The 14182-nt window shown below is 70.3% G+C and carries 13 protein-coding genes; 10 read left to right on the plus strand and 3 right to left on the minus strand.

Features of this window, described 5'->3' with window-relative positions:
- The first annotated feature begins 3 nt into the window (after positions 1–3).
- The 7 genes from OG386_RS10630 (at position 4) to OG386_RS10660 (ending at position 6228) form a co-directional block, all read left to right on the plus strand.
- Positions 4–516, plus strand: a complete 513-nt coding sequence (locus OG386_RS10630; RefSeq protein WP_030010163.1) for a MaoC family dehydratase — start codon at positions 4–6, stop codon at positions 514–516.
- A 2-nt stretch (positions 517–518) separates the two neighbouring features.
- Positions 519–1724, plus strand: a complete 1206-nt coding sequence (locus OG386_RS10635; RefSeq protein ID WP_266606347.1) for an acyl-CoA dehydrogenase family protein — start codon at positions 519–521, stop codon at positions 1722–1724.
- A 186-nt stretch (positions 1725–1910) separates the two neighbouring features.
- Positions 1911–2567, plus strand: a complete 657-nt coding sequence (locus OG386_RS10640) for a phosphatidylserine decarboxylase (protein ID WP_030010161.1) — start codon at positions 1911–1913, stop codon at positions 2565–2567.
- Positions 2554–3414 (plus strand): CDP-diacylglycerol--serine O-phosphatidyltransferase, encoded by an 861-nt coding sequence (gene pssA, locus OG386_RS10645; RefSeq protein WP_189740836.1) that lies wholly within the window; start codon positions 2554–2556, stop codon positions 3412–3414. The genes OG386_RS10640 and pssA overlap by 14 nt, the downstream gene beginning before the upstream one ends.
- Positions 3415–3720: 306 nt before the next feature.
- Positions 3721–5205 carry an AlkA N-terminal domain-containing protein gene (locus OG386_RS10650; RefSeq protein WP_328787927.1) on the plus strand — a complete coding sequence of 495 codons (1485 nt, stop codon included), beginning with the start codon at positions 3721–3723 and terminating at the stop codon, positions 5203–5205.
- A 12-nt stretch (positions 5206–5217) separates the two neighbouring features.
- Positions 5218–5727, plus strand: coding sequence for a methylated-DNA--[protein]-cysteine S-methyltransferase (locus tag OG386_RS10655; RefSeq protein ID WP_328787928.1), 510 nt, complete (start codon positions 5218–5220; stop codon positions 5725–5727).
- 114 nt (positions 5728–5841) lie between these two features.
- On the plus strand, positions 5842–6228 hold the full coding sequence (locus tag OG386_RS10660) for an SHOCT domain-containing protein (RefSeq protein WP_328787929.1): 387 nt from the start codon (positions 5842–5844) through the stop codon (positions 6226–6228).
- A gap of 10 nt (positions 6229–6238) precedes the next feature.
- Here the strand turns inward: OG386_RS10660 and OG386_RS10665 are convergent, their stop codons facing one another.
- Entirely contained in the window at positions 6239–6667 is a 429-nt protein-coding gene (locus OG386_RS10665; protein WP_327382380.1) for a hypothetical protein, read from the minus strand.
- Positions 6668–6715: 48 nt separating this feature from the next.
- Positions 6716–7216 (minus strand): NUDIX hydrolase, encoded by a 501-nt coding sequence (locus tag OG386_RS10670; protein WP_328787930.1) that lies wholly within the window; start codon positions 7214–7216, stop codon positions 6716–6718.
- A 289-nt stretch (positions 7217–7505) separates the two neighbouring features.
- Between OG386_RS10670 and OG386_RS10675 the strand changes: the two genes are divergently transcribed.
- A complete protein-coding gene (locus OG386_RS10675) occupies positions 7506–8525 on the plus strand; it encodes a glycosyltransferase family 2 protein (protein WP_328787931.1) in 1020 nt (339 codons plus the stop codon).
- Positions 8526–8609: 84 nt separating this feature from the next.
- On the plus strand, positions 8610–11030 hold the full coding sequence (locus OG386_RS10680; RefSeq protein ID WP_328787932.1) for a hypothetical protein: 2421 nt from the start codon (positions 8610–8612) through the stop codon (positions 11028–11030).
- Between the two features lie 42 nt (positions 11031–11072).
- Here OG386_RS10680 and OG386_RS10685 read toward each other — a convergent pair whose 3' ends face one another.
- Positions 11073–12818 (minus strand): BCCT family transporter, encoded by a 1746-nt coding sequence (locus OG386_RS10685; protein ID WP_328787933.1) that lies wholly within the window; start codon positions 12816–12818, stop codon positions 11073–11075.
- A gap of 143 nt (positions 12819–12961) precedes the next feature.
- On the opposite strand from OG386_RS10685, the gene OG386_RS10690 reads away from it, so the two are divergent.
- On the plus strand, positions 12962–14110 hold the full coding sequence (locus tag OG386_RS10690; protein ID WP_328787934.1) for a glycerate kinase: 1149 nt from the start codon (positions 12962–12964) through the stop codon (positions 14108–14110).
- Positions 14111–14182 lie beyond the last annotated feature (72 nt).

A 14182-nucleotide genomic window follows, 5' to 3' on the forward strand; every position in this document is an offset into this window, starting at 1 on the left:
CCGATGCAGTTCGGACGCACGTACGAAGAGTTCGAGGTCGGGGCGGTCTACAAGCACTGGCCCGGGAAGACGGTCACCGAGTACGACGACCACCTCTTCTGTCTGCTGACCATGAATCACCACCCGCTCCACATGGACAGCAATTACGCGGAGAACACGACCGACTTCGGCAAGAACGTGGTCGTGGGCAACTACATCTACTCGCTGCTGCTCGGCATGTCCGTGCCGGACGTCTCCGGGAAGGCCATCGCCAACCTGGAGATCGAGTCCCTGCGGCACGTGGCGCCGACCTTCCACGGCGACACCATCTACGGCGAGACCACGGTCCTCGACAAGACCCCGTCGAAGTCGAAGAACGACCGCGGGATCGTCTACGTGGAGACCAAGGGCTACAAGCAGGACGGCACCCTCGTCTGCGTCTTCCGGCGCAAGGTGATGGTCCCGACCGAGACGTACATCAAGGAGCGCGGCGGCGAGCAGCCCGGCCGCCCCACGCTGAAGGAACAGGGGAAGTAGCCATGGCCCGACTCGCCCAGACCGCCGGGCTGACCGACGTCCAGCGGGAGATCCTCAAGACCGTCCGGGAGTTCGTCGACAAGGAGATCATTCCGGTCGCGACCGAGCTCGAACACCGTGACGAGTACCCGCAGCAGATCGTCGACGGCCTCAAGGAACTCGGCCTCTTCGGCCTGATGATCCCGGAGGAGTACGGCGGCCTGGGTGAGTCGCTCCTCACCTACGCCCTGTGCGTCGAGGAGATCGCCCGTGGCTGGATGTCCGTCTCGGGCATCATCAACACCCACTTCATCGTGGCGTACATGCTCAAGCAGCACGGCACGCAGGAGCAGAAGGACCACTTCCTCCCGCGCATGGCCCTGGGCGAGGTGCGCGGCGCGTTCTCGATGTCCGAGCCGGCGCTGGGCTCCGACGTGTCGGCCATCACGTCCAAGGCGGTGAAGGACGGCGACGAGTACGTCCTGAACGGCCAGAAGATGTGGCTGACGAACGGCGGCAGCTCCACCCTGGTGGCCGTTCTCGTCCGGAGTGACGAAGGACACCCCGAGGGCACCGCGCCCCACAAGTCGATGACGACCTTCCTCGTCGAGAAGGAGCCCGGCTTCGGTGAGGTCCGCCCCGGCCTGACCATCCCCGGCAAGATCGACAAGATGGGCTACAAGGGCGTCGACACGACCGAGCTCATCATGGACGGACTGCGCATTCCGGCCAATCGGGTACTCGGCGGTCAGACGGGCCGAGGGTTTTACCAAATGATGGACGGGGTCGAGGTCGGCCGCGTGAACGTGGCGGCGCGTGGCTGTGGCGTCGCTCAGCGTGCCTTCGAGCTGGGCGTCTCCTATGCCCAACAACGTCACACTTTCGGCAAGCCGATCGCCCAGCACCAGGCGATTCAGTTCAAGCTGGCCGAGATGGCTACCAAGGTCGAAGCCGCCCATGCGATGATGGTCAATGCAGCACGCAAAAAGGACTCTGGGGAACGAAACGACCTCGAAGCAGGGATGGCGAAGTACCTCGCCTCCGAATACTGCAAGGAGGTCGTCGAGGACGCCTTCCGCATCCACGGTGGATACGGATTCTCGAAGGAGTACGAGATCGAGCGCCTCTACCGGGAGGCCCCGATGCTGCTGATCGGTGAAGGTACCGCCGAGATCCAGAAAATGATCATCGGGCGACGCCTGCTCGAGGAGTACCGGCTTCAGGGCTGAAAGTCCCTTTTGCAGCGAATCATCCATGGGTTCGTTGCGAAAGGATCACTGGCAGTGACTGGCTGACGGTCATCGACTCGGCTTCTGGCTTGCCCAGTTGTTGCGCGCAACCGATAGCATTCCAGTAAAGCCGCCGTCCCGTCCCCCCGTTTGCGGCGCGGCAATCACCCGCTACGAAGGTCATCCATGCCCCACAGCCAAACCTCTGCACCTCGCGACAGCCTCCTTGGCGTACGCCTCGCGCGCGGAGCATCGCCGTGGCTTCTGCCGACCGTCGCCACCGCGGCGCTCAGCCTCACCCGGGCCCGCAAGTCCGGACGCTGGGCCGCGGCGGCCGTGCCCGCCACCGCGCTCGCCGCGGGCATGCTGTGGTTCTTCCGCGACCCCGAGCGTGAGATCGCTCAGGGCCGTGTCATCTCGCCCGCCGACGGTGTGGTGCAGAGCATCATGCCGTGGAAGGACGGACGGACCCGGGTCGCGATCTTCATGAGCCCGCTGAACGTCCACGTCAACCGTGCGCCCCTCGCGGGCACGGTGACGTCCGTGGAGCACATCCCCGGCGGATTCGTCCCGGCGTTCAACAAGGAGAGCGAGAACAACGAGCGCGTCGTCTGGCACTTCGACACCGAACTCGGTGACATCGAGATGGTGCAGATCGCCGGCGCCGTCGCCCGTCGCATCGTCCCGTACCTGCCGGCCGGAACCAAGGTGGAGCAGGGCGAACGCATCGGTCTGATCCGCTTCGGCTCCCGCGTCGACATCTACCTCCCCGAGGGCGTCGAAGTCGCGGTCGAGGTCGGTCAGGCCACCACCGCGGGGGTGACACGAATTGACCGTGACTGACCCTGAGACTCCGGCCGCGGGCTGGGTTCCCGAGCCCGCCGAGGAGGAGTCCGCCGAGGACGACATGCCGCTCTCGCTGCGGCTGTCGATAGCGGACACCCTCACTCTCGGTAACGCGACGTGCGGATTCATGGCGGTGTACTTCACCACCACCGGAATCCTCATTCCGCACCTCACCGGCAGCGGCGAATCGGGCATGGCCCGTAACAGCGCCGCGACGGCAGTGATACTGATGCTGCTCGCCGCGGTCTTCGACCTCTTCGACGGCATCGTGGCCCGCAAGCTGCGCAGCTCGCCGATGGGTGCCGAGCTGGACAACCTGTCCGACCTGATCAGCTTCGGCCTCGCGCCGGCCTACTTCGTGCTCGTCTACGGCATGGTCGCCGTCGACGCGCACCAGAAGATGTCGGCGCTGGCCGCGATCGTGGTGCTGCTCGCCGTGGTGCTCAGACTGGCGAGATTCAGCTGCGTGACGATGAAGGACGGCATGTTCCAGGGCATGCCGAGCCCCTTCGGCGCGCTCACGGTCGTTTCGATCGTGCTGCTGGAGCTGCCGTTCGTCCCGACGCTGCTGGCGATCATCGGGGTGGCCTGGCTGATGGTGAGCCGGGTCGAGTACCCCAAGCCGCGGGGCGTCCTCGCGGTGGCGATGCTCTGCTGGATCATCAGCGCGATGGGGCTGCTGGCGGCCTGGGCGTTCGACGCCCCGGGCGGTCAGCTGCTGCTCCAGACCGGCTGCGCCCTGCAGATCGCCATGGCGGCGACCATTCCGCTGTTCGCGACGACCCGGAAGGCCAACACCTTCCGGCACAACCGTCGCGAGGCCCGCGCCACGACGCTGCGCTAGCCGTACCTCAGAAGGCCCCCGGATGCCGATGGCATCCGGGGGCCTTCTGCCGTTCCCGGGGGCCGTACCCGTCCGGGCGCACCCGAAAGCCGGGGTCCGAACCGAAGACCAGGGCCCGTTCCCGAAGGCCGGAGCCCGTGCCGAGGCCGGGTGCCCTGCCCGAAGACCGACGCCCGTGGCGAGGGACGGGCGGTCGTGCTCGCACTCCCGGAGTCGGCCGGACCCATGCCGAGCGCCCCGCCGGGGGATAGCCTTGATGTCGGAAAACTGCCAGCCCGCCGTAACCGGAACCCCGAAGCTGGACGCATGCACACCGACACCGAGCGCTGCGTAAGGGCCGTGCAGTCGAAGGACGCCCGCTTCGACGGCTGGTTCTTCACCGCCGTCCTGACCACCCGGATCTACTGCAGGCCCAGCTGCCCCGCGGTACCGCCGAAGGTCGAGAACATGACCTTCCTGCCCAGCGCGGCCGCCTGCCAGCAGGCCGGGTTCCGCGCCTGCAAGCGGTGCCGGCCCGATACGAGCCCCGGTTCGCCCGAGTGGAACGCCCGGGCCGACGCCGTCGCACGCGCGATGCGGCTGATCCAGGACGGCGTGGTGGACCGGGAGGGGGTGCCGGGCCTGGCCACCCGGCTGGGCTACTCCACCCGCCAGGTGGAGCGGCAGCTGAACGCCGAGCTCGGCGCCGGTCCGCTGGCCCTGGCCCGGGCCCAGCGCGCCCAGACCGCCCGGCTGCTCATCGAGACCTCCGAGCTCCCGATGGGTGACGTGGCCTTCGCCGCCGGGTTCTCCTCCATCCGGACCTTCAACGACACGGTCCGCGAGGTCTTCGCCCTGTCCCCGAGCGAGCTGCGGGAACGGGCCGTCAAGGCCGGCCGCAGTAGGAACGCCCCGCCCCGGATCCCGGGGACGATCAGCCTGCGGCTGCCGTTCCGGGCCCCGCTGAACCCCGACAACCTCTTCGGGCACCTGGCCGCGACCGCCGTCCCCGGGGTCGAGGAGTGGCGCGACGGCGCCTACCGGCGCACCCTGCGCCTGCCCTACGGCACCGGGGTCGTCGCCCTGACCCCGCAGCCCGACCACATCGGCTGCCGGCTCGCCCTGACCGACCTGCGCGACCTCACCATCGCCATCAGCCGCTGCCGCTGGATGCTCGACCTGGACGCCGACCCCGAGGCGGTCGACGAGCAGCTGCGCTCCGATCCGCTGCTGGCCCCGCTCGTGGACAAGGCTCCCGGGCGCCGGGTACCCCGTACGGTCGACGCGCCGGAGTTCGCCGTACGGGCGGTGCTGGGCCAGCAGGTCTCGACCGCGGCGGCGCGCACGCACGCGGCCCGGCTGGTCACCGCGCACGGGGAGCCGATCGAGGACCCGCTGGGCGGGCTGACCCACCTCTTCCCCTCCCCGCAGGCGCTCGCCGGGCTGGACCCGGAGGCGCTGGCCCTGCCGCGCAGCCGGCGCGCCACGCTGACCACCCTGGTCGCGGCGCTCGCCGACGACTCGCTGGCGCTCGGCTTCGACAGTGACTGGGAGGCGGCGCGGGCCCAGCTGACGGCGCTGCCCGGCTTCGGCCCGTGGACCACCGAAGTGATCGCGATGCGGGCCCTCGGCGACCCGGACGCCTTCCTGCCGTCCGATCTGGGGATCCGGCGGGCGGCGCAGGGGCTCGGGCTGCCGTCCACCCCCTCGGCGCTCACCGCGCGGGCGGCCGCATGGCGGCCCTGGCGCGCGTACGCCGTCCAGTACCTGTGGGCCACCGAGGCCCACCCCATCAACCACCTGCCCGTCTGAGGAGCACCAGCGATGCGATCCACCACGAACAGCGCGAAGACGCACACCGTCGTCGAAAGCCCCTACGGCCCGCTGACCCTGGTCGCCACGGACGGCGTCCTCAGCGGCCTCTACATGACCGGGCAGCGCCACCGGCCGGCCGAGGAGTCCTTCGGGGAGCGGGTGGCCGCCGCCGAGGAGCCCTTCCCCGAAGTGGCGCGCCAGCTGACCGCGTACTTCGCCGGCGAGCTCACCGAGTTCGACCTCCCGCTGCGTCTGGAGGGCACCGATTTCCAGCGCAGCGTCTGGGACCAGCTCGTGCGGATCCCGTACGGCGAGACGTGGTCGTACGGGCAGCTCGCGGCCAAGCTGGGCAAGCCCAACGCCTCGCGCGCGGTGGGCCTGGCGAACGGGAAGAACCCGGTCGGCATCATCGTGCCCTGCCACCGGGTGATCGGCGCGTCGGGCGGGATGACCGGCTACGGCGGCGGGCTCGACCGCAAGGTCCGACTGCTGGCCTTCGAGTCCGGAGAGCAGGCCTGACGTCCTGTCCTGAAAGTCGGCCCCGGAGGCCGGTCCGCCCCTGCCCCATTCCGAAATGCGGAGTTTTTGAAGCGGTTGTATGAATGGAATACCGCTACATGATCGGAGTCGGGCATGGACGACTATCCGCTTCTCAACATCTTCTGGACGATGCTGTACCTGTTCCTGTGGATCATGTGGTTCTTCCTGCTCTTCAAGGTCATCACGGACATCTTCCGTGACCACAGCCTCAGCGGCTGGGGGAAGGCGGGATGGCTGATCTTCGTACTCCTGGTGCCCTTCCTGGGCGTGTTCGTCTACCTCATCGCCCGGGGCAAGAGCATGGGCGAGCGCGACCTGAAGCAGGTCCAGGAGAACGAGGCCGCCTTCCGGGACTACGTCCAGAAGACGGCGGGCTCCGGCGGCAGCGCGGACGAGCTGCACAAGCTCTCGGCCCTCAAGGACAAGGGCGACATCACGCAGGAGGAGTTCGACCGCGCCAAGGCCAAGCTCCTGGCCTGACCCGGTCGGGTCAGACGACGAGGAGCGGAACGAGCAGCGCGAAGGCGGCTCCGGCCTCCACTGCGTAGTTGTAGAGCGAGGGGTGCTGGACCGGGGCGGCGAGCAGGACGACGCTCTGCTGGGCGGTGGCGGCCGCCACCCAGTCGGGGTCGGCGCCGAGGTTGCCCTGGTACCAGCCCTCGCAGGATCCGGGACCGGTGACGGCGAGGAGGTCGTCCTCGCGGCGGTAGAAGGCCTGCCAGTCGGCGGCCGGGACGGACCAGCCCTCGAAGTCGGTGAACTGCGCCCAGCCGCCCTCGCGTATCGCGGTGTCGAAGAGCCAGACCGGGGTCCCGTCCGGAGTGACTTCACCACCGGCCTGCTGGTCGGTGGTGAAGTGCACCATGGGAAGGGCGTCGGGCCCGTCGGCGGTGCTGGGCCAGGCGTACATCGTGATCATCTTCTGATTCTGTCCTGGTCGAGGTAAGTCCGGTGTTACGGAGCGCCGTCACGAGGTGACCGGGCGCCGGCCGTTCTCCAGTTCCGCCGTCCCCTCGCCCGACTGCACGATCCGGTACGCCTCTTGGACGCGCAGTCCGAGCGATTGGGGCAGGAGGACGGTGAGTTCGGCGGGCTCGACCAGCCGCCAGGAGATCAGCTCCTCCTCCTGCAGCGTGACGGAGGCGAGCTGGGCCCCGTCGAGCACGCCGCCGTCGTAGACGTAAGCGACCAGCGGCGGGCGGCCGGCGCCCAGCACCCAGTCGACGACCAGCAGACGACCGAGGGGGAGGTCGAGGCCGATCTCCTCGGCGCTCTCGCGCCGGGCCGCGGTGCGCGGCGACTCGTCCTGGTCCGACTCGACGGTGCCGCCCGGCAGCGCCCAACCCTCACGGTAGTTGGGCTCGACGAGCAGGACCCGACCCTCGGCGTCCCGGTAGAGGGCGGCCGCGCCGGCCAGCACCCGGGGCAGGCTCGCGATGTACGTGGCGTAGTCATCTGCGGTGGTCACGCCGCCACCCTAATTCCTCCGTGAGGACCGCGGTGGTGCCGGGTGGCACGGGGTGTTCGGTCCGCTCGGGTACCACGGACGCCCCCGTGACGATTGTCCTACTGATGATATTGTTGCCGCTCGCCCGGGTCACTCGCTTCCGCCCTGTGGCACCAAGGGCTCCGGTAGCTGGTGCGCCTCCGCGTCGTCGGCCTGGTGGTCCACTGCCGACGTCCTGCTCTCGGCAGGTCAGATCGTCAGGCACCCGCCGGCGGTCTTCCGCACTCGGAGATTGAAGACAAGCCCCTCCATGCAGAACGCAGCAGCCCCGGCACGCGACGCAGCCGACCGGCCGGCACCCGTGCTGTCCGTCGTCATCCCGATCTACAACGAGCAGGAGGCCCTGCCCCTGACCGTGGCGCGCCTGCGCCCGATCTTGGACGGCATGGGGATCAGCTACGAGGTCGTCGGCATCGACGACGGTAGCACCGACGCCACTCCGATGATCATGCAGAAGATCCGCCAGGAGTGGCCCGAGCTGCGCATCGTGCGCTTCGCACGCAACTCCGGACACCAGGCCGCGCTGACCGCCGGCATCCATCGGGCCTACGGCGAGTACGTCGTGAGCATCGACGCCGATCTCCAGGACCCGCCGGAGAAGATCGTCGAGATGTACGAGCTGGCCCGCGAGAAGAACCTGGACATCGTCTACGGCGTCCGCGGCGACCGCGGCACCGACACCTTCTTCAAGCGGCGCACGGCCGGCGTCTACTACTGGCTGATGCGCAAGCTCGTCGGCAAGAACATGCCCAACCAGGCCGGCGACTTCCGTCTGCTCAGCCGGGCCGCCGTCGACGCGCTCAAGTCCCTGCCCGAGCACCAGCCGGTCTACCGACTGCTCGTGCCGTGGCTCGGCTTCAGCAGCGGCGAGGTCGTCTACGTCCGCGAGGAGCGGGTCGCCGGCAGCACCCACTACCCGCTGTCCAAGATGGTCCGCCTGGCCCTCGACAGCATCACCAACTTCTCCGCCAGCCCGCTGCGGCTCGCCACCTGGCTCGGCCTGCTGAGCTTCCTCGTCTGCTTCTGCCTGGCGATCTACACCACGCTCCAGTACGCGTTCGGCTCGACCGTGCCCGGCTGGTCGTCGCTGTTCATCGGCATGCTCTTCATCGGCGGCGTCCAGCTCATCTGCGTGGGCCTGCTCGGCGAGTACATAGGCCGGATCTACTCGGCCGTCCAGGCCCGTCCCGCCTACTTCGTCGGCTACGACTCCGCCGAGGACTCCGCGGCCGCCGGCCGCGACCAGCGGGTCTCCGAGTACGCGGCCTGATCCCTGGCGCCCCGGTCCGGGGCGCTCCCGGCCGCCCCGGACCGGGGCGGCCGACGCATAGCAGGTAGGGAAGAAACAAAAGACATGGGTACAACTGGCAGCGCCGCGCCCGAGCGGACCGCCCTCGGGGCGCGGCCGCTGAGCGGCTCGTCCCCGTCCCGCACGACCGACCGGCCCGTACCGCACGCGTTCTGGCGATTCCTGCCGGCGGCCGCCGCGTACCTCCTCCTGGTCTCCCTGCTGCTGGCCTCGGACACCCCGGTCAGCGACGTCGCCCGGTACACCTTCTACGTGCTCTGGGGCGTCATGCTCCCCGGCACGCTGGTCTTCCGCTCCCTGCGCCGGCGGCCGCACTCGCTGGTCGAGGACCTCGCCTTCGGTGCGGTCACCGGCCTCGTCCTGGAACTGGCCGCCTGGGCGGTCCTCGTCGGCGTCGGCGCCCAGGCACTCGCGCTCGCATGGCCGCTCGCCGTGGTGATCCCCTTCGCGGCCCTACCGAAGCTGCGCCGGCACTGGCGTCCGCGCGGGTACACCAGCCCCTCGTTGGGCTGGTCCTGGTCGGTCTCCGGAACGGTGATGCTCAGCAGCGTCTACTTCCACCAGGTCTTCCTGTCCCTGTACCCGGTGCTCCCGGACAAGGAGGACAGCAGGCTCTTCGGCGACATGCCGTACATGCTGTCGCTCGCCGCGAACGCGAAGCAGAACGTCCCGCTGACGCTGCCCCAGGCCTCCGGCGAGCCCCTGTACTACCACTGGTTCACCTTCGCCCACATGGCGATGACCGACATGGTCGGCCACCTCGACCTCGCGGTGATCGAGTCCAGGCTCATGGTCCCCGCGCTGGCGGCGCTCGGCATGGTGATCACCGCCGTAGTGGCCCAGCGCCTGATCGGGCGGGCCTGGGCGGGGCCGCTGGCCGCGCTGCTGGTCTTCGCGGTCGCCGAGTTCACCGCCGCCTACCCCAACCCGGTCCCCACCTGGACCTTCGGCGCCCCCGCAGTCCGGCTGATGTCCTGGTCGAGCCTCTCCCAGACGTACAGCCAGCCGCTGCTGATCGCGCTGATGGGGGTCGTCGGCGACGCACTGCGCAGGAGCCGCAAGGACGACGGGGCGGCCACGGACGGCGAGGGCGCCGACCGGGCCCCGCTCTTCGGCCGCGGGGTGTACGTCCTCGTCGCGCTGTTCGCCCTGGCCTCCACCGCGGCCAAGGCGAGCACCCTGCCCGTCACCCTGGCCGGCCTGGCCCTGACCGGCCTCGTCCTGCTGATCACCACCCGGCGCATCCCGTGGCACGTGGTCGGGTTGGGCGCGGTCCTCGGCGGTGCCCAGCTCTTCGCGACGGCCGTCATCTTCCACTTCGAGAGCTACGGCCTCGAAGTGATCCCGTTCGGCAACATCCGCGGCTACTGGGCCGATCCGGGGCACCTGCGCTCGCCGGCGTTCCAGGCCCTCGTGGTCGTGGGCACCCTGGTCGCCTTCGTGCTCAACCACCAGCTGAAGCTGCTCGGCATGATCCCGCTGATCGCCAAGCGGCGCTTCCGGCTGGAGCCCGTCCAGTGGTTCCTGCTCGGTGCCTCCGTGGCGGGACCGTGCGCCTACCTGGCCGTCAACGGCTACAACGCCAGTTACTTCACGCTCGCCGCGCTGCCCTTCGGGGCCGTGCTCTCGGCCTGGGGCTTCTGCGAGACCTTCGAACGCGCCGCGCTCGGCGCGAAGGCCAAGGCCGCACTCGCCTTCGGCGTGCTCGCCCTCTCGGCACTGCTCACCTTCGGGATCTACCGCTACTCCGCCCGCTGGTCGACCTACGTGCTGCGGCTCGCCGGGGACGAACGGCGCGCGGCCACCTACTCCGTGCTGCTGCCCGCGCTCGCCCTGGCCGCCGTACTGCTCCTGGCCGCCCTGGTCGGCGCGGTCCTGTGGCGGCTCGGCGGCCGGGTGTGGCCCGCGCTGCGCGGCCGCGGCGGGATCGTCCTGCTGACCGCCGCCCTCACGGCCGGCACCCCGGGGCTCTTCCACGACGTCCTGCAGTCCCGGGAATCGCTGTGGTCGTACTCCTGGGTCATGCCCGGCTCGCAGGTGCAGGCGGCGCGCTGGATCCGCGCCCACAGCGAGCCGTCGGACGTGCTGGCCACCAACAGTCACTGCTGGGAACTGGAGGGCCCGCTGCCCGCCGGGGCGTCGTGCGACAACGTCCGCTCGCAGTGGCTCAGCGCGTACTCGGAGCGGTCGGTGCTGGTCGAGGGCTGGGCGTACGCACCGCGGGCCATGGCGCTGTCGGGTGGCTCCGCCGCCTACAACGGACCCTTCTGGGACCAGGAGCTGTTCCGGCTCAACGAGGACGCCGTCTACCGGCCGACGGCCGAGATCCTGAGCCGGCTCCACGACCGGCACCACGTCCGCTACGTGGTGGCGCACCGCCCGTCGGGCGCCGAGTCGCCGCTCCTGGCCGATCTCGCGAAGAAGGTCTACGACAACGGCCGGATGGCGGTGTACGAGCTGTCCTGACGGGCTCGCGGACACCCCGGAGGCCCGGGGTCCCCGTAGGCGTCACGCCTGTGGGGGCCCCGGGCCTCCGCCGTCCTCGTGGTCCCGTCCCCGGGACCGGGACCGGGATCCGGGCCCGGCCCCGCGCCGCAGCCGCGGGTGGCGGGCCGTCCCCTGTTCGGTGAGGGCGTCGCCGACCATGGCCCGGACCGCGTCCCGCATGCCGTGCAGGGGGTGGTGACGGGCGGGTCCGGCGCCTGGGTCGGTGCGGAGTTCCTTCACCAGGGCCCAGCAGAGCAGCATCATGACGATGACGAAGGGCAGCGCGACCAGGATGGTGGCGGTCTGCAGGGACTTCAGGCCGCCCGCGACGAGGAGCACGGCGGCGACGGCGGCCATCAGCACGCCCCAGGTGACGACGAGCCAGGTGGGCGGGTTGAGGGAGCCGCGGCTGGTGAGCGAACCCATCACCAGGGAGGCCGAGTCGGCGCTGGTGACGAAGTAGGTCATGACCAGGACCATGGCGACCCACGAGGTGACCGCGGAGAGCGGCAGGGCGTCCAGCATCGCGAAGAGCGAGGCCTCCGTACCGTCCTTGATCTTGACGGCGAAGTCGACGGCGCCGGGGGAGTCGAGGCGGATGGCGGTGCCGCCCATGACGCAGAACCAGATGACGGTGGCCCCGCTGGGGACGAGCAGCACGCCGATGAGGAACTCGCGGATGGTGCGGCCGCGCGAGATGCGGGCGATGAAGGTGCCGACGAAGGGTGCCCAGGAGAGCCACCAGGCCCAGTAGAAGATCGTCCACGCGCCGAGCCACTTGGAGTCGGTGAAGGCTCCGGTGCGGCTGGCCATGGGCACCAGCTCGCTCAGGTACCCGCCGATGCTCGAGGGGATCACGTCGAGGATGTAGACGGTGGGCCCGAGCACGAAGACGAAGAACATCAAGGTGGCGGCGAGCACGATGTTGATGGTGCTGAGCCACTTCACCCCCTTGTGCAGGCCGGAGAAGGCGGAGAGGACGAAGGCCGCCGAGAGCGAGCCGATGATGACCAGCTCGACGGTGACGGAGTCCTCGATGCCGGTGGTGAGGCTGAGCCCCTTGGAGACCTGGAGCGCGCCGAGGCCGAGACTGGTGGCGGTGCCGAAGACGGTGGCGAACACGGCCAGCAGGTCGATGGCCTTGCCGGCCCGGCCGCCCGCCCGTTCCTCGCCCATCAGGGGGACGAAGGCGGAGCTGAGGCGGTTGCCGCGGCCCTTGCGGAAGGTCGCGTAGGCCAGGGCGAGGCCGGCGATGCCGTAGATCGCCCAGGGGGTGAGGGTCCAGTGGAAGAAGGAGTACTCCATGGCCGCGAGGGCGGCTGCGCCGGTGCGGGGGGCCGCCCCGGAGGCCGGGGGCGGGGCCAGGTAGTGGGTGAGCGGCTCCCCCACCCCGTAGAACATCAGGCCGATGCCCATGCCGGCGCTGAACATCATCGCGATCCACGCGAGGTTGGTGAACTCGGGCTCGGAGTCGTCGGCGCCGAGGCGGATCCGGCCGAACCGGCTGATCGCGAGGACGACGCACAGGACGAGGAAGACGTCGGCGGCGATCACGAACAGCCAGGCGAAGTTGCCCAGCGCCCAGGAGAGCGCGGTGCTCGACGCCGTGTCGAAGGAGTCCCCGGCCAGGGCCGCCCAGGCGACGACGGCCAGCACGGCGATCACACCCAGGGTGACGACGGCGTGGTCGGGCGCGCCGTCCGCGGGGGCGCCGGATCGCCCTCCCGGAGTGTCCGGACCCGGCTGTTCCAGTGATTCCGCGCTCATGCGGCCCCACTATGCGGGCGTATATCCGCATTTAGAGGCATGGCGCGCCGGGTGTGGCCCAGGCCACTCATGGGCATAGGAGGATCCTCCGGATAAGCTCATGGCGGCGCGACTGCACTGTTCGATAGCAAGGGAATAGCAAGGTGACGGACGGAGCAGTAAACGAGGCCGCGCGCGTGCTCATCGCCGCGGACAAATTCAAGGGCTCGCTCACGGCCGTGCAGGTCGCGGAGCGGGTGACGGCCGGTCTCCGCAGGGCCGTACCGGACGTGGAGATCGAGACCCTCCCCGTCGCGGACGGCGGCGACGGAACGGTCGCGGCAGCCGTGGCAGCGGGCTTCGAGCGCAGGGAGGTACGGGTCACCGGACCCCTCGGCGACCAGGTCACGGCCGCCTTCGCGCTGCGCGGGGCCACCGCGGTGGTCGAGATGGCGGAGGCCTCCGGGCTGCAGCTGCTGCCGGCGGGCACCTTCGCCGCGCTGACGGCGACCACGTACGGCTCGGGAGAGCTGCTCAAGGCCGCCCTGGACGCGGGCGCGCGCTCGATCGTCTTCGGCGTGGGCGGCAGTGCCACCACCGACGGCGGCGCCGGCATGCTGGCCGCGCTGGGCGCCGTGTTCCTGGATGCGAACGGCGAACCGGTCGGTCCGGGCGGCGGCGCACTGGCCGAGCTGGCCTCCGCCGACCTGTCCGGGGTCGACCCGCGCTTCGCGGACGTGGAGTTCGTCCTCGCGAGCGACGTGGACAACCCGCTGACCGGCCCGAAGGGCTGCGCCGCGGTCTACGGCCCGCAGAAGGGTGCCTCGCCCGAGGACGTGGCGACGCTCGACGCGGCGCTGGCGCACTTCGCCGTGGTGCTGGAGAAGTCGATCGGCGCGAAGGCCGCCGAGTGCGCGGTGCTCCCGGGTGCCGGTGGTGCGGGCGGCATCGGCTACGGGGCCCTGCTGCTCGGTGCGACGTTCCGTCCCGGCATCGAGCTGATGCTGGAGGTGCTGGGCTTCGCCCCCGCGCTGGAGCGGGCCACGCTGGTCATCACCGGCGAGGGATCGCTGGACGAGCAGACCCTGCACGGCAAGGCCCCGGCGGGCGTCGCGGCCGCGGCGCGCGCGGCGGGCAAGCCCGTGGTGGCCGTCTGCGGCCGGCTGCTGCTGAGCCAGGAAGCGCTGGAGGGGGCCGGCATCCGCAAGGCGTACCCGCTGACGGACCTGGAGCCCGACCCGGCCAAGTCCATCCCGAACGCGGGTCCCCTGCTGGAGCAGGTCGCCGCCAACATCGCCGCCGACGTGCTCTGACGCGGCCGCCTCCCTCGAGGGCCCCGACCCCCTTGTCCCGGGGGCGGGGCCCTCAACCTTTCCGGCCCCGCC

The organism is Streptomyces sp. NBC_00273 (assembly GCF_036178145.1).
Taxonomy (GTDB): Bacteria; Actinomycetota; Actinomycetes; order Streptomycetales; family Streptomycetaceae; genus Streptomyces.